The organism is Mycoplasma phocimorsus, from assembly GCF_030077875.1.
GTDB classification, from domain to species: domain Bacteria; phylum Bacillota_I; class Bacilli_A; order Mycoplasmatales; family Metamycoplasmataceae; genus Mycoplasma_H; species Mycoplasma_H phocimorsus.
In genome coordinates, this window is the sequence record NZ_JASEJT010000007.1 from 108,766 (window position 1) to 125,773 (window position 17,008).

The following is a 17,008-nucleotide window of genomic DNA, read 5'->3' on the forward strand; positions in this document are numbered from 1 at the left end:
AATTATTCACCTACTTTAATATGTTTAATAATAATTTTAGAGATTTCATTAGCTGCTTGCTCAGGTGTGTGATTTGTCACGTGATATTGAAATAGCCCTGATTCGCCAATTTCACTTTTGGCTTTTTCTAATCTTAGCCTAATATTTTCTTCAGATTCAGTATTTCTATTTCTGATTCTACTTTCAAGCTCTTTCATATCAGGAGCATGAACAAAAATTGAAATGATATCGTACTCATTGGTTATTTCATTTTCTTCAATTATTTTTCTTGCTCCATTAGTTTCAATTTCTAAAAATGGAATTGAGCCATTAGTAATAATTGTATCTACTTGTTCCTTTAATGTTCCATAATAATTGTTAAAATGTTTACTATATTCAATTAATTTATTATCGCGAATTTTTTGTTTAAATTCTTCTTTTGAAATAAAAAAATAATGAATTCCTTCAATTTCTCCTTCTCGCGGAAGTCTACTTGTTACTGAAATTGAAAGTGCTAATTTTAATTGTTTATTATTAAATAAGTATCTTTCAATTGTACCCTTACCAACTCCGCTAGGTCCACAAAAAATAATTAACATTTTGTTAGATTTATTCATAATTATTATTATATTAGTAAAATTTTGATTTCTTTAAAAATAGACAATTAAAAACTTAATTATCCTTTAAGCATTTTTAACTTATCACGATATTTAATAGCAGTTTCAAAATCTTTTTTGGCAGCAGCAACTTTCATTTTTTCTTCCATTTCCTCAATAATAAGCGCAAGTGTTTCGGCATTTTCATTTTTAGTGCTCTCTTTAGTTATTTCAACTAAATCAACTAAAGATAGTGATTCATGAATTGATTTTACTACTGTTGTTGGCGTAATATTATGTTTTTTGTTGTAATCAATCTGTATACTTCTTTTTCTTAAATTATCATCAATACAATCTTGCATATGTTTAGTAATTTTATCAGCAAAGAAAATAACTCTACCATTAACATTTCTAGCAGCCCTACCAGCAAGCTGTATTAAACTATTAGAATCTCTTAAAAAGCTTGTAGCATCAGCATCAAGTATCATAACTAAAGAAACTTCAGGAGCATCAATACCTTCTCTTAATAAGTTAATACCAACAACAACATCAAAAATTCCTTTTCTTAATTTAATAAGAATTTCATGACGTTCAATCGCATTGTGATCGCCATGTATATACATTACTTTAATGCCTTGAGATTTTAGCTTTTTGCTTAGCTCTTCAGCTGATTTTTTAGTAATAGTAATAATGAGTGTTCTCTCATTTTTCTTAATTTGGTTAATAACATTGTCATAAATTTTTTTATAAAGATTATTACTAGAAACTATTGTAATTTCAGGATCCAATAATCCTGTAGGTCGATTAATAATTTCACTAACTAGACCATTTGATTTATTAATTTCATATTCACCTGGTGTTGCAGATACATATACTTTTTTAAAATCATATGTATTAAATTCATCAAATTTTAAAGGACGATTATCTAAAGCGCTTGGAAGTCTATAACCATAGTTCACAAGATTTTCTTTTCTTGTTCTATCACCATTATACATTCCTCTTATTTGCCCCATAGAAATATGAGACTCATCAATTATAAATAAAGAATTTTTAGGAAAATAATCAAGTAATGTATAAGGTTTTTCGCCTTCTTCTCTACCATCAAAATAGCGAGAGTAATTTTCCATTCCCTTACATATTCCTGTTTCTCTTAAATCATCTAAATCTTTTTTAGTATGCTCTAAAATTCTTTGAGCCTTAATGTAATCTTCTTTTTCTAAAAAAATTTGATGAACTTGTTCAAGTTCTTGTTCAATTTTATCAGCAGCTACTAAAGTTTTTTCATAATTTAAAACATAAGCATTTGCCGGAAATATTCTTATTGTTTTAAATCTTTTTACCACTTTTTTACTATCTGCATCAATAAGATTAATAAATTCTATTTCATCTCCAAAAAAACTAATCTGAATAATTTTTTGCTTATTATCGGCAGGAACAATTTCAACTATATCGCCTTTAATTCTAAATGAACCATATTTATATGTAATTTGATTTCTTTGATAATTTAAATTAACTAATTTTCTAGCTAATTCTTTAATTTTTATTTCTTCATTAATGGCAATAGAAATAATTTGCTTGTCGTATTCATTAGGATTGAATGTTCCATAAATACATGCTACTGAAGATACTACAATAGTATCGCTTCTAGTTAAAAGTGAATTAATTGAAGCCATTCTCATTGCATCTAATTCTTCATTAATACTTGAAGATTTATCAATATAAACTTGTGTCGTGGGGTTATATGCTTCTGGCATATAAAAATCAAAGTTTGAAACATAATATTCAACCTTATTATTTGGAAAGAAATTTTTTATATCATTATAAAGTTGTGAGGCTAATGTTTTGTTGTGCGACATTATCAACACTGGTTGCTTTTGTGACTTTATTATATTTGCCATAATAAAAGTTTTACCTGATCCAGTAACGCCTTTAATGACTTGGTCATTTTCCCCATTTTTTAAATTATTATTTACAATTTCTATTGTTCTTTGTTGATCTCCAGCGACATCAAAATCTGAAATTAATTCAAATTTTTTATAACTTTTCATATTCTTTCCTTTTTTAAATAAATAAAATGAAATTAAAACTTTATGCTAAAAAACTTTCAAGTCTCACATTTGTGTGTTTATTTTTTTTATTTTTATTATATATATTAAATAAAAATTGCAAAGTAATTATCACGCTCTTGAATAAATAATAGGATCATATTTTAAAATAAATTGTTTTTATTTTAAGCTAATTTCATGTGGCGATTTTGAATTAACAAAAGTAACAAGCTGTATCTTTTTTTAAAATAGCAAATTAATAATTATTAAAATAGCTAGAATTTTTTTAATTTTTTTAATGCTGTAAAATGACTTTTTTGTTTTTTATAAATAGTACGTATGCTTGTATTATTTTTTATTGCACAACTCATATATTTTTTTTAAATCTTAAATATAAAATAACTTTTTTATTTCTAAAATAAAAAAATTCAGTGTAAATATAAACAAAAATGGCACTCTTTATAGAGTGTCTTTTTGTGTCGCTCGCGTGTTATAGGAAAATAGAATATTCAGATACTTTACAAAAGAAAAAGACAAAATAATTTTTAAAGAATACAAACAATTAGGAATGACAAGTATTAAGAAAATTGCAATTATTATTTCACACAAATTAGCTTTTATTACAAATTTTTATCTGACCAAGAAGATTAAGAGAATTATTACATATTATAATAAAGGAATGCAAGATTTGTTAGTTGAATGCTCTAAATTAATAACGACTTAAATCTTGTTTTAGACAAGTTAATGATTTATTCAAAATAACGAAAAACAAAAAATTCATAATTCATTCTGATCACAACTTCTAATATACTAATAACGATTACATTAACAAAATAAGAATGAATAATGATAAGTCGTCGCTCTCAAGAATTGGCAACTCTTTAGATGATTGTGAAATTGAATATTGATTTTCAATTTTAAAATCAAAATATTTAAATAGAATCAACATAAGTAAGTTAATATTAAAAAAACTTAAAAAAGTTATCAAAAGCTTCGTAAAATAATACAACAAAAAAAGAATTCAAAACAACTTAAAATGAAAAACACCACAGCAAGCCGCTATGGCGTAAAATAAATTTTATGGTGACATGTTTTTGCCCTACTTTAGCAGGTTCTCTCACATTTAATTTTTGTAAAATTAAGTGTGTTGCACTTAAACTTGTAATATAACATGAAGTTATAAAATTTACTTTATTTTTATTTTTTACTTATTTGAAGATTCTGTTTTTGAATCTGATTTTATTTTAGTTTTCTTAGAAGTTTTTTTCTTTTGTTTACTATCTACTTTTAATTCTTCAGCTTCTTGCTTCTCTTCTTCATTAATTTCTTTAAAAGCTTTTTCTAAAGCTTTAGAAAAATGTTCTTGAAATAAACTTTTAATTAATTCAATATTTGCTTTTTTTTCTGATATTGAAAGCTCATTTTCTTCATTTTCTTTTTCATCTTCATTTTCTAAAAAATCAAATAGCCCCTTAAATGTAAACTCTTCGTTATTTTCTGAAAACAAGTTTTCTAGAAAATTAGTATTTTCGCTTTCTTTTTCTGATTGTTCAATTTCTTCAGAACTATTATTTGTTTCAGTGGCAACTTTATTTTCCTCTTCAATAGAATCTATTTCATAAGGTTGCTCAGAAGTTAGTTGTGTTTCAACAATATTAGATTTTAATAATTCATCTTTCATTTGATCTTGCTTAATTTTTTCTATTTCTTGTTTATTTTTAATAAGAGCTAATAAAGGTTCTACTCTATTATATATTTCGATAAATTTATTTTCGTCTTCTGATTCAATTGCATCAATAATTTCATTGATATCTTTTGAAAATTCTTCATTATCTTTATAGGGAAGAATTTGCTCAAGAACTTCAGCTTTTTTTGCACTAATTTCTTTTTCAAACTGTCTTTGTTCAAAAATTTCAATTCACTTTTTGATTCTGTGATATTTTGGCTCATCTACAAAAGTAAATTCTTCCATAATTTTGACAAAATCTTCATCATCAAGATAATTTGATGGAATTTCAATTTCATTTGCATATTGTGAATTAAATAAACTAAAAATAGAATCTACAGCAATGTCACTAATCATATTGTCAAACATTTTTCCGCCTTGTCTAGTATACTCTTGATATGGGTTTTTTTGAGCATACTGAACTAAATTAATATTTGATCTTAGTCTATCCATCTGGTTAATATGATTTTTTCATTTATCATCAAGAATAGAAATAATTGTTCTTTTTTCAAGAGAATAAAGAAAATCTGCACCATAATTTTCAATAATTTTATGAGCAATAATATCATAAAAACTATTAAACTTTTCGCCTAGTGCTTCATCAAATTTTTGAGTAGGAATATGAATGATATCTTCAACAGTAAGTTTTAAATTAATTTTATTTAACATTTCTTCATTAACAAAATTAACAAATTCATCGTACATGAATATTCCTGATGAATTAACAAATCTAACTGCTTTTGAAATGTGAGGAAGTGCAAAATTTATCATTCTTTCAATGATTGGATTTTTCTTAAAGTCATCAATATTTGAAATAATAACATCACGTTGTGCATACATTAAATTTCTTTGTTGTCTAATTACATCGTCATAATTAAGAACTGTTTTACGAATATCATAGTTAAATCCTTCAATTTTCTTTTGAGCCATATTAACAAGCAATCTTAGGCTTGGATCATTAATAGCATTATCGCCTTGATCTTCATATCCCCGTTTAAACTCATCAGGATTAGCAAATCTTTTAATAAGCTGATCTTCTAATGAAATATAAAATACACTTGTTCCAGGATCGCCTTGTCTTCCGCTACGCCCTCTAAGCTGATTGTCAATTCTTCTTGATTCAGCTTTATCTGTACCAATAACAAATAAACCGCCTAACTGTTTTGATTCATCAGTTAGTTTAATATCAGTTCCACGACCGGCCATGTTTGTAGCAATTGTTACTGCGTTTTTAATACCTGCTTCAGCAATAATATCGGCTTCTGATTTATCTTGCTTAGCATTAAGAACTGTATGCGGAACACCTAAGTCTTCTAACATTTCATGAATATATTCAGAATCCTCAATTTGTGCAGTACCTACTAAAATAGGTTGACCTATTGCGTGTAACTCTTGAATTTTTTGTGCAACAGCTTTTCACTTAGCGTGTGCTGTAGCAAAAATTATATCTTTTTGATCATCTCTTATTATCGGTTTGTTTGTAGGAACAACATTTACTCTCATATTATAAATATCAATAAATTCTTGTTCTTCTGTTTTAGCAGTACCAGTCATACCACACAATTTATTAAACATTCTAAAAAAGTTTTGGTATGTAATAGTTGCTAATGTTTTTGTTTCAGGCTCAATTTCAAGTCTTTCTTTTGCTTGTAATGCTTGTTGTAATCCTTCAGAATAAGCTCTACCATCCATAATTCTTCCGGTAAAAGCATCAACTAACTCTATTTTTCCATCTCTTACAATATATTCAACATTATTAAACATTGACTTATGCGCTCTTAAAGCATTTTGAATTCTATGAACAGTTTCTGAATTATGAAAATCATATAAATTCTCAAATCTATAAAATTTATTTGCTTTAGCAATACCTCTGTGCGTTAATACAACAGCTCTAGATTCTTCATCCATTTCATAATCTTCTTCATCAAGCATTCTTACAAATTGATCAGCTTGCTCATATGTTCCGGCATCATTAGATTCGCCACCTGAAATAATAAGCGGTGTTTTTGCCTCATCAATTAAAATAGAATCAACTTCATCAATTAAACAATAATTTAAACCACGTTGTACTTTTTCATCAATGTTTTCAACCATATTATCTCTAAGATAATCAAAACCTAATTCAGAGTGAATTGAATAAGTTATGTCGGCAGCATAAGCAGCTCTTTTTTGTTCGTTGCTCATTTTGGTTTTATTAATACCTACAGTTAAGCCTAAAAAATTGAACACTGCCCCCAATTCAGTTGCATCACGTTCTGCTAGATATTCGTTTACTGTTGAAACAATAACACCTTTTGAAGAAAGGGCATTTAAATATATTGGAGCGATAGATGTAATAGTTTTACCTTCACCTGTTTTCATTTCTGCTACTGACCCAAGATCAAGCAAAACTCCACCTATCATTTGAACATCAAAAGGCGTTTTATTTAAGACTCTTTTTGTAGCTTCTTTAGATACTGCAAAAACTTCAGCCCTCATTGATTCAAGTTTTTCTCCATGTTTATGACGCTCTTTGAACTCTAGTGTTTTATTTTTAAGTTCTTCATCACTTAAAAGCGATATCTTTGCTCATTCTTTGTTAATTTGTTCAAGCGTTTTTTCAGCAATTCGCATGTCGGTTGATTTAAATAATTTATTAAAGAAAGATTTTATACTCATATTATTTAATTTTATATGATTTTACCTTTTTTCTACAAATATACATATATTAAACTGTTAATATCTTTGTATATTTTATTTAAAAAATAAAAAAAATTCAACCGATAAACTAATAAAGTTTTATCAAATTGAATATTAAAAAAATTAATCTATTTTAATTTTAACACTTGGTCCCATTGTTGCTGAAACTGTTAAATTTTGGATATATGTTCCTTTTACAGCAGCTGGTTTAAGTTTTTTAATTAAAGTAATTAAAGTTTTGGCATTCTCTGTTAATTGCTCGACGCTCATTGTTGATTTACCAATTAATGAATGAACAATACCATTTTTATCAGTTCTATAATTTGCTTTACCTTTTTTAAGCTCTTCAACAGCTTTTTGAGGCATTGGAGTAACTGTACCTGTTTTAGGGTTTGGCATTAAACCTTTAGGCCCTAATTTTTTACCATATTTTCCTAATAAAGGCATCATTTTAGGTTCTGCTACCATAACATCGAAGTTGAATTTATCTTCTTTAATAATTGCTTCCAATTCTAATGAATCAACAACAATGTCAGCGCCTGAAGCAATTGAAGCTTCTTTAAGGGCTGGATTATCTGTCGCAACTAACACACGAACATTTTTTCCTGTACCATTTGGAAGTGTAACTGCTCCTCTTAATTGTTGATCTGCTTTACGAGTATCTAAATTTAATTTAAATGCTAAATCAATTGATCCTGCAAATTTTGTATATGAAGATTTAATTGCTAGTTCAATAGCTTCTGAAAGGTCGTAAATTCTATCTTTATCAACTAATTTACGAGCCGCTTCTAATTTTTTACCAATGTGACGCATAATTATTTAGCTCCTTCTATTTTGCATTTTGCTGAGCCATCAAATCCTTCAATAGCAATACCCATATTTTTTGCTGTACCAGCAATTGTTTTCATAGCAGCATAAACACAATCTGTGTTTAAATCTTGTAATTTGTATTGTGCAATTTCTTTCAATTGTTCTTCTGAAATTGTAGCAACGATATTTGTTTTAGCATTAGCGCTACCTGATTTTAATTTAGCAGCTTGTAATAATTTAAAACTAGCTGGTGCAGTAAATAATCTAAAATCAAATGTTTTATCTTTATAAACTGTAATTTCAACAGGAACTGGTTCTCCAGTTCTTTCTCTAGTCGCATCATTAAATGCTCTTGTAAACTCAGGCATATTAACTCCAACACCGGCAAGTGCAGGGCCTGGTTTCGCTTGTCCTGCTAAGAATTGTAATTTAGCAACACGGACAACTTCTTTTTTAGCCATTATTTTCCTTTCAATACCGTGGTCATATTGATTTCTCTCCCACGCTATATTGCAATAAAAATTGCATTTAAATTATATATAAAAGCAATAAAATTGTTTTAAATAATTTTGGCTAAAATTTTTAAGTTATTTTTATTTAAAAATAATTAATTAAAATAAAAAAATAAGCCTGAAGCTTATTTTCTTTCAGTGTATACTGATGCATATTTACGTTTTCTTTTAACTTCGTATTTTACATATCCATCGATTACAGCAAATAAAGTATCATCTCTACCCTTTTTAACGTTAACACCAGGAAAAATTTTTGTACCTCTTTGACGGTAAATAATTGATCCTGCTGTTGCAAATTGTCCATCACCTAATTTAGCGCCTAAACGACGCCCCGCACTATCACGACCGTTGCTTGTACTACCACCGGCTTTAACGTGTGCCATCTAATTTCACCTACCCTTTAATTTCTGTAATTCTTACTCTAGTATATGGTTGACGGTGACCTAATTTACGTTTGTGTGTTGATTTGGCATTGTGTCTATAAACAATGATTTTCTTTTGTTTTCCTTGTTTTTCAATAATGCCCGTTACTGTTGCTGCTTCTACATAAGGAGTTCCAAATTTATCTCCAACAAGTAAAACCTTGTCAAAAACTACACTTTCTCCTTCGTTACCCTCGATTTTTTCAATGTAAATAATTGCATCTTGTTCAACTAGTAGTTGTTTACCACCAGTAACAATAATTGCTTTCATATACTTCCTTTTCGTGGCTCATCCTTAAGGTGACTATGCTTTAAACCTGTTCGGAATGGTTACTTAAAAATAACATTGTTATTATAACAAAAGGATTAAAAAATTTTAATAAAAAACAAGAATTTAATTCTTGCTCTTAATTATATTTAAATTAGTAATCCTTGATCATCTTTTTGAGCACCAAAAATAGCAAGAATAAAATCTATAATTCATCAAATTCCTAATCCGCCAAATGTGAATAATTTAATTAATCCCAAAATATATCTTCCAGAATAAAATCTATCAATACCTAATTGTCCAAAAAATAATGATAAAAGAATAAGAACAATTCTACTTTTATTGCTTATTTGATTCATATTTGCCTCCGCTTTATGCGTAAATTATTTAAATTATATTTTAATGTTTATCCTTGAATAATTTGTTCAATAAAATCATTCCTTTTATTTGCTCATACTACTTGATCAATTAAAAAAATATTGTAACCTTTTGCTCTTAAAAATAAATTATTATCTCTTAAAGTAATGAATTCTTCTTTATCTTTCAGTTGAGAATAATCAATATTAAAACCAATTATTAACTTAGACTCTTTCAAAATAGCTAGATCTACTTTTTGAAGACCTATTCTATAATCAATCTCTATTCTCATCCCTTTTGGTAAGCGAGGAATAGATTGATGGATGCTGTCAATAATTTTTGTTTTCATTTTTTCTTTTAAATCAAAAATTCGATCAATATTTGGTTCTGGAATTTCATTGTTTTCAGCTTTAAGAAATTCATATCTTTCTTCATCATTCATATCTAAAAATCTTAATCAATTTCTAAATGTTGTTACTTCTTTACTTGTTTCGTGAGTAATTTTAATATGATTTGCTTTTATCGATTTAACAACAATCATCTTGTCAATTGCTCTAGTTATTGCAACATTTAATGAGTGATCACCATTTTTAATACCTACATAGGTAGAACTTATTCTGCTTTGTTCATTATAAACTACAGAGATAATAACTAAATTAGCCTCTTCGCCTTGAATATTTTCAATGTTTTTTATCATTATTTTATTATTAATAACTGCATCACCTAATTCAGGTTCATAACTAAAAATATAATCTCTAATTTTATCTGCTTGTGGGGCATTAAAAGCTAAAAGAATGATTGTGCTATATTTTTTTAAATTTTCTTTTGCTTTCTGAACAACAATTTCAACTTCCTTTAAGTTATAATTAGTTTCATTTACAACATCATCAATATTTACTACCTCAATAGCTTGTTCATGGTGATTCATATTTGAATCGATAATATTTAATTTTGATTCATAAAAAATTTTATTACTAAATCCCATTAAAAGTGATTTATTTGAACGATAGTTTTTTTCAAGATGTATTTTGCAAACCCCTTTTGTAATAGCAAAATCAAGTAATGAATCATTATTTCCTCAATATGCATTATTTGTATTTTTTGATTTAAATCATGTTGAAGGTCTCATTTGTTGTTGATCACCAGATAAAATTTTAATTTTAGCTAAATAAAGTGCTGGTAAACCATTTTGGGTTTTCACCTGTGAACACTCATCAACAATACAATAATCAAATTCTTGCTCTTTTCAATTACTTAAATCAACATCTGGAGTTGTAATAATAATTGGAAATAAAATTTTAATAATATCAATATATTTTTTTAAAAAATGAAATGGGTTTAAATTTTTTAATTTAGCCGATGTTGTAAATTCTTTATATTTTTCTTTTAAGTTATTTGGCAATTCTTCTATTTTATCAAGAATCTTAGAAGTTAAAATCTTTTCAATTTCATAGTCAGTGCTAATTGGTTTGGCTTGATCTATTTTATATCTACTTCTAGAAAGGGCAATAACCTGATTCAATATATCAGTATCTTCAACTTGTGCTATTAAATCGATAAGAAAATTTAAATTATCATATTTTTCTGCTAGTTCACTAATGTTTTTTAATAATGGAATTATTTTAGCTTTTTTCTCTCTAGCTGCTTTACTTCAAGAATGAGAATTTAAAGAATTTAGTTTGTTAAACTTTAAAACATTTTTAATAAAATTGTTATCAAAAATAATATCGTTAGGAAATTTGAGTTTGTAAGGAACTAAATCTTGAAGATTCTTAAAAGTAGATTTAGTAAAATTAGCATTATTTTTCATTACTGATTCAATAATGTCAAAAATTAAATCAGATTGAGATGAAAACGATGCTTTTTTCATTATTTGATAATAATTCTTTTCATCAGTTGAAAAAACACTAACTGCATTAACATCTTCAGCTTCATCAGCCGTTTCTATATTGTCAATATATTTAATAATTGGATCATAAAAAATATCAACATTTTTATTAGTTAAAAGAAATAAAGCAAATTTACTTAATCTGCCCAATCTTTTTCTTAACACATCGAGCGCAGCACGTTTTTCTGACACTACAAGTGCTGTTTTTTCATAATAAAGAATATTAGCAAGAATATTTCCAATTGTTTGTGATTTACCTGTGCCTGGCGGTCCTCAAATAATTGTATGTTGATTTAATGCTGATATTGTTGCGCGATCTTGAGAATAGTTAGTTGGCGTTACCTTAATAAGCCCTCCCTGTTCTTCTTCGTCATTACTATTATTAAAAATAACGCTATCAATTCTTTTTGTATATTTTTTCTTATTAATTGTTACATCAATAATTCCATCAATTTTATTATTTTTAATAATTTCATTCATTCTATCACGAATATAACCTCCCATAGGCTCAAATAAACCTAAAAGCATTCCTGGGTGGAATTTTATTGTTTTATTTTTAATATCTTCATATGACCGTCTTGGTGTTTTTTCAAGTATGTCTTCAGGCATAACATGAGCATATCTTGCAGATCATAATTTTTTTGTTTTTTCAAATACATTTTTAATCGATGCTTTAGTAAAATCTTCATTAATTTCCAAATCAAATCCACTTGATTTTAAAATTAAAAATATTTTTTCATTTTTCTTGATTGGGCCATCAGCTTTTAAAACTGCTCGACCATTTTCAACAGTAACAGTCGCCTCTTTTAAAAATAAAGGTGCAAAAAACTGCTTTGTATTACTTGTTTCATTAATTAAAAAACTAATAAACATAAAACCTATATAAATTGTTCATGTATTAGTTTCAACTAACTTATCATCAGCTTGAGAAACAAACTCTTTCCAAGTTTTATTTGATTTTTGCATTTGCAATGATAATTCTTCAATAATAGCTTTTTTTGCATTATTAAAATTATCTATTAAAAGATCTTTATATTTAATATTAAGACTTTTTATGATCGGGTTTTTTAAAAACTCCTCATGACTGGTTGTTTTTTCTACTTGATCAATTTGTTGAAGCAAATCATCTTCAGTAATAACAACTTCAAAACTTTCTTTAGTGTAAATTTCATTAGCTGAAATTTTTCCAAATTTAGTTACTATATCAAAAACTTTTTGATTATCATGACGAACAAATAATGAAGTGTCTTTACTATTATTAATATCAATTAAATCTTCTAATATTAGATTGCCATTATTTTCGTTTAGTATTTGTTTTAAACGTTGTTCTTTCGTTGTTTTATTGCTCACTTATAACCTCATTTATTTTTTGTTGTATTAAAGTAGAATCTCTACCAACAATTAATGTTACACAAGAACTTTGTTTCATTATTCCTGATATTCTTTTTTCTTTTTGAATGGCATCTATATTAACTAAATTAATATCATAAACCCCTATTTTAATTCTTGACATATTAGCTTCAGCAAAACTAATATTTTGTTTTGAACCTAAATTTTCAATTAATTTATTAATTTTTATTGAAATATTATTATTTATTTTTTTGCTTTTTTTAGGTGCTTTTTTTAACATTATAATATGAAAAATACCTAAAGTAATTATTGAATAAAATACATATAGTATCTTATGTTTTTTATGCATTTTCTACCTCAATCATCTATATTAATATTTATATTATATAGATATAGAAATTAAATAAAAAAAATAAGCTCATAAACTAGAGCTTAACCTTTTATATTATAGGTATTTTTCAACAAGTGATTTTAATTGATCTACTGTTTGGAAACCTTGAAACTTATCAACAATTTGTCCGTCCTTGTAAACAAAACCAGTAGGAATTGATTGAACTCCATGATCTGTTGCAAATTGTTTATCAACATCAATATCTACTCTAAAAATTGGCAATAAATCTAATTTGTCTAATTGTTCCAATTCTCCTTTAAGCATTTTACATGGCGGACATCATACAGCGTGAAAAACTAGTAATTTTGTGCCTGTTTCTAATGTGTTTCCTAATTGTGATTTTGTTGTTTCTAATAACATAGGAACATCCTTTCTTTTTAAATATTATTAAAATTATAAATTAATTTTTGATAAATAAAAATCAATAATAATATAATTTTAACAATTTAAACAAAAATAAAAGAGGTATATGTGATTAATGTTAATGAATTTAAACCAGGAATAACATTTGAAGAAGATGGTGCAATTTTTGTTGTTTTAGAAGCTCAACATTCTAAACAAGGAAGAGGGCAAGCTAATGTTAAAGCAAAGGTTAAAAATTTAAGAACTGGCTCAACTACAATTAAAACATGAACAGGTGGAGATAGAGTTAAAAAGGCTCGTATTGATAAAAAAAGTATGACTTATCTTTACAATGATGGAGGTTCAATTGTTTTAATGGAGGATGAAACTTATGAACAAATTTATATTGATTTATCTAAAGTAGAATGAGAATTAAACTTCCTTAAAGAAAATTCAAAAGTTGTAGTAAGAATGTACCATGATGAAGTTTTGGATATAGAATTGCCGGCAAATGTTGATCTAGTTGTTACAGAAGCTCCTGATGCTGTTAAAGGAAATACAACAACAAATCCACAAAAAAGAATTATTGTTGAAACCGGATTTGAATTAGAAGCTCCTATGTTTATTAAAGAAAATGATATTATTAGCATTTCAACTGAGAGCGGAAAATATATGGGGAAAGCTAATAAATAATGGAATGTGTCATTAAAACAATCGGTGTAAATGAATCATATTGTGTTTACAAAGATATATTTATTCAGAAAATTAAAAAAATGATGGATTGAACAAAAGGTGTTGAATTAGCAAAAACTCCTGTTGTTGAAATTAATGAAGATAGATCTAATATTGCTATTAAAGTTGATTTTTATATAGAAGATTTTTCTCAATTAAATAATGTTGTTAATTATGCTAATAAAGAAATTGAAAATATAGTTGAAGCTTTAATTTCAACAAAACCAAGTAATATTCAATTATTCTGCCTTGGCGAAAAAAATAATTAAGATAGATGCATCTAAAGGGTGCTTTTTTTATTTATTTTATTTTAAATAAGATGAATAAAATTTCGTTTTTAATAAAATTTTTGTTTTTGTCAAAAATATTATTATTTAATGATTATTTTATGATATTTGTTACTATATAGTGAGTGTTAATTATTTATTAATATTATTAATAATTAATAAAGGAATCTGCATGAATAGGTTAACAAAATTTATATCTGTTGCTATGGTATTTCCAGGCGTAGGCATTTTAATTAGTTGTACAAAAATTAATAAAAATGCTAAAAAAGAAGAAAATTTTAATCAGAATAAAAATATTAAAAATTCAAATAAAACAAAAATTAATAATGATAATAATTCGCCCCAAAATCCTTATAAGACAAATAAACAAAAAGATAATAAATTGCCAGTAGTTGAATCAACAATAGGAATTGAAAAACATGTAGAACCATATGAAGATGTTATTGATGAAGGAAACACTGATATTTTAATAACAAATAATATAAAAAATAAAAAGCGCTCTTCGAACTGATTTTCAAATTTATTTGCTAATAAAAATAAAATTTTTCCTATTACAATAGGTGGTATTTTGGGTGGTGCTTCATTAATACTTGGATTTGTAGGTTTAGGATTTTTGTTTGAAAAGGTTGTTCCACAAACTAAGTATGGAATATGGTCGTATAGTTTTCCTTCTAAAGTTGAAGAATTATTAAAATCAATTTTTGATAACGATTATAATCCTGAAGCAAAAAATGCTGCTAGCAACTTATTATTAGATATTCTTAGAATTTCTGACAAAAAATTAAAAGAAACTAGCAAAGACCTTAGACATCAAATAAAACATTTTTTTAAAAATAAAAAGGATGTTCAATCTATTAAAAATAGTTTTGAAAATCATAATTTTATTACTGAATATTTTAATAATAATGAGAAACAAAATAACAGTTTTATCTCCATTATATTAGAAGCTATTAAAAATGATAATAGCGGAAAGACTGCAAAAGATTTTATTGAGTTGATTTATAGTTTAAAAATTTCTAAAGAAGAGCAGTTCAATAAAATGACAAAAGATAATTGACATAAATTTATTTTTACAGATAACTTGAATGCATGACAAAGAATAGAAACTGTTCAGTTGTTACAAAATAATATAAAAAAAACAAGAAGAAAACGTTATATTTTAGAACCTAATAATGTAAATAATTCAGATATCTTTTTTGTTTTCGAAGATATTAAAACTAAAATAAAAAATTTACAAAATGAAATTAATTTATTGAATTTTTTAAATAAATTAATTGAAATTTCAGAAATAGATGGGCAAGAAAAAACTGAAGTTATGAAATTTATTATAAAATTTGAAACAATATTAAATGACATTAATAATGGGTTGTCAAAACTTTCTAATAGACAAAAAAATAAAGAATTAAAACAAACTTTTTCTTTTTTTATTGAAATGTTGCTTTACATTATTAATAAATTAACAAAAAATAGGGGTATTGATCATATACGAAATCCATTAAGTATTAGCATGAAAGAGCTTTCAGAAATGATTACTAAATTTTTAACTAAAAATTGATAATATTTTTTTACTGTTATATAACATCTTATTAATTGTAAAAACTATTTTTTAATTTCAATTATTCATTTATTAGTATTATTCATATATGAAAAATATAATGAGAATTGAAAAATACTTGTCTAACTATCACGGAATTTCTAGAACAAATACAAAAAAGCTAATTAGAAAGAAAAAAATTAGCGTTAATGATATCATCATTAAAACATCAATTGATATAGATATTGAAAATGATGTAATTCAAATTCAAGAATTTGAATTTAACCAAATAAAGGATAAATATATTTATATTTTACTTAATAAACCGTTTGGTTATGTTTGCGCTAATAAAGACTCAAAAAATCCAACGGTATTTGAACTATTGGATCCTGAACTTCAATATATAAAAAATCTTCATACTGTTGGTAGATTAGATATCGATACTGAGGGCGTATTAATAATTACTAATGATGGAAATTTAACTCACGAATTAACTTCGCCAAAAAATCATATTTTAAAGATTTATTATGTTGAAGTTGATAATGAAATTCCTTATGAATTAATTGCAAAATTTGCAAAAGGAATTAAATTTAATGATTTCACCACTAAACCAGCATTACTTCAATTATTAGAACATGATAAAGCTCTACTTACTATTTCTGAAGGCAAATTTCATCAAGTAAAAAGAATGTTTGCTCATTTTGGGTTAAATGTAACTTATTTAAATAGAGTTAAATTTGGCGATATTTCTGCTAAAGGTCTTACTGAAGGTGAATATCGTCTTATTGATAAAAAAGATATATTAAGTAATCTAGAGTAATTTACTTTATAATATTTAATATTTAATTAAGGAGATTCATATGGCTATTGCATTTATTTCATTTTTAATAATTTTAAGTATATTTATTTTAATAATTAGTTTAATAATGTCGCCTGATTCTAATGCTTTTTCAGGAGCTTTAGTGGGTAGCGGTGATTTAGAACTATTTAAATTTTCAAAAGAAAGGGGATTTAAAAAATGAATTAAGTGAAGTATGTTTGCATTTGGAATTCTTCTATTTATATTAACATTATCACTTAGAATCATTAC

At 26.0% G+C, this 17,008-nt stretch carries 16 protein-coding genes; 4 read left to right on the forward strand and 12 right to left on the reverse strand.

Going from position 1 to position 17,008, the window contains the following annotated elements; genetic code table 4:
- Window positions 1-2: 2 nt before the first annotated feature.
- The 11 genes from gmk to QMA87_RS01860 form a co-directional block, all read right to left on the reverse strand.
- Window positions 3-596: a guanylate kinase gene (gmk, locus tag QMA87_RS01810; RefSeq protein ID WP_283823695.1), complete on the reverse strand. Its 594-nt coding sequence runs from the start codon at window positions 594-596 to the stop codon at window positions 3-5.
- A 59-nt stretch (window positions 597-655) separates the two neighbouring features.
- Window positions 656-2,623: an excinuclease ABC subunit UvrB gene (uvrB, locus tag QMA87_RS01815; RefSeq protein ID WP_283833746.1), complete on the reverse strand. Its 1,968-nt coding sequence runs from the start codon at window positions 2,621-2,623 to the stop codon at window positions 656-658.
- Between the two features lie 1,201 nt (window positions 2,624-3,824).
- Complete coding sequence (secA, locus tag QMA87_RS01820) at window positions 3,825-7,004, reverse strand: preprotein translocase subunit SecA (protein WP_347276982.1); 3,180 nt, start codon at window positions 7,002-7,004, stop codon at window positions 3,825-3,827.
- A gap of 144 nt (window positions 7,005-7,148) precedes the next feature.
- A complete protein-coding gene (rplA, locus tag QMA87_RS01825) occupies window positions 7,149-7,838 on the reverse strand; it encodes a 50S ribosomal protein L1 (RefSeq protein WP_283823692.1) in 690 nt (229 codons plus the stop codon).
- Window positions 7,839-7,840: 2 nt separating this feature from the next.
- Complete coding sequence (rplK, locus tag QMA87_RS01830) at window positions 7,841-8,296, reverse strand: 50S ribosomal protein L11 (protein ID WP_336619110.1); 456 nt, start codon at window positions 8,294-8,296, stop codon at window positions 7,841-7,843.
- 176 nt (window positions 8,297-8,472) lie between these two features.
- Window positions 8,473-8,730 (reverse strand): 50S ribosomal protein L27, encoded by a 258-nt coding sequence (gene rpmA / locus QMA87_RS01835; RefSeq protein WP_283833747.1) that lies wholly within the window; start codon window positions 8,728-8,730, stop codon window positions 8,473-8,475.
- Between the two features lie 10 nt (window positions 8,731-8,740).
- Window positions 8,741-9,040 carry a 50S ribosomal protein L21 gene (gene rplU, locus QMA87_RS01840; protein WP_283827269.1) on the reverse strand — a complete coding sequence of 100 codons (300 nt, stop codon included), beginning with the start codon at window positions 9,038-9,040 and terminating at the stop codon, window positions 8,741-8,743.
- 146 nt (window positions 9,041-9,186) lie between these two features.
- The gene (locus tag QMA87_RS01845) at window positions 9,187-9,396 is read right to left on the reverse strand and encodes a TM2 domain-containing protein (RefSeq protein ID WP_283823689.1); all 210 of its coding nucleotides are present in this window, start codon (window positions 9,394-9,396) and stop codon (window positions 9,187-9,189) included.
- Window positions 9,397-9,443: 47 nt separating this feature from the next.
- Window positions 9,444-12,632, reverse strand: coding sequence for a DEAD/DEAH box helicase (locus QMA87_RS01850; protein ID WP_283833748.1), 3,189 nt, complete (start codon window positions 12,630-12,632; stop codon window positions 9,444-9,446).
- Entirely contained in the window at window positions 12,622-12,981 is a 360-nt protein-coding gene (locus QMA87_RS01855; RefSeq protein ID WP_283823687.1) for a PTS transporter subunit EIIB, read from the reverse strand. The genes QMA87_RS01850 and QMA87_RS01855 overlap by 11 nt, the downstream gene beginning before the upstream one ends.
- Before the next feature lie 96 nt (window positions 12,982-13,077).
- Window positions 13,078-13,383 carry a thioredoxin family protein gene (locus QMA87_RS01860; protein ID WP_283823686.1) on the reverse strand — a complete coding sequence of 102 codons (306 nt, stop codon included), beginning with the start codon at window positions 13,381-13,383 and terminating at the stop codon, window positions 13,078-13,080.
- Between the two features lie 111 nt (window positions 13,384-13,494).
- Between QMA87_RS01860 and efp the strand changes: the two genes are divergently transcribed.
- The 4 genes from efp (at window position 13,495) to QMA87_RS01880 (ending at window position 16,738) form a co-directional block, all read left to right on the forward strand.
- Complete coding sequence (efp, locus tag QMA87_RS01865) at window positions 13,495-14,058, forward strand: elongation factor P (protein ID WP_283823685.1); 564 nt, start codon at window positions 13,495-13,497, stop codon at window positions 14,056-14,058.
- A complete protein-coding gene (locus QMA87_RS01870) occupies window positions 14,058-14,366 on the forward strand; it encodes an MMB_0454 family protein (RefSeq protein WP_283823684.1) in 309 nt (102 codons plus the stop codon). Before efp ends, QMA87_RS01870 begins: the two co-directional genes overlap by 1 nt.
- A 190-nt stretch (window positions 14,367-14,556) precedes the next feature.
- Window positions 14,557-15,942: a hypothetical protein gene (locus tag QMA87_RS01875; protein ID WP_283833749.1), complete on the forward strand. Its 1,386-nt coding sequence runs from the start codon at window positions 14,557-14,559 to the stop codon at window positions 15,940-15,942.
- An 85-nt stretch (window positions 15,943-16,027) separates the two neighbouring features.
- A complete protein-coding gene (locus tag QMA87_RS01880; RefSeq protein WP_283833750.1) occupies window positions 16,028-16,738 on the forward strand; it encodes a pseudouridine synthase in 711 nt (236 codons plus the stop codon).
- 15 nt (window positions 16,739-16,753) lie between these two features.
- Here QMA87_RS01880 and QMA87_RS03215 read toward each other — a convergent pair whose 3' ends face one another.
- Entirely contained in the window at window positions 16,754-17,005 is a 252-nt protein-coding gene (locus tag QMA87_RS03215) for a hypothetical protein (RefSeq protein WP_336619109.1), read from the reverse strand.
- Window positions 17,006-17,008: the final 3 nt, after the last annotated feature.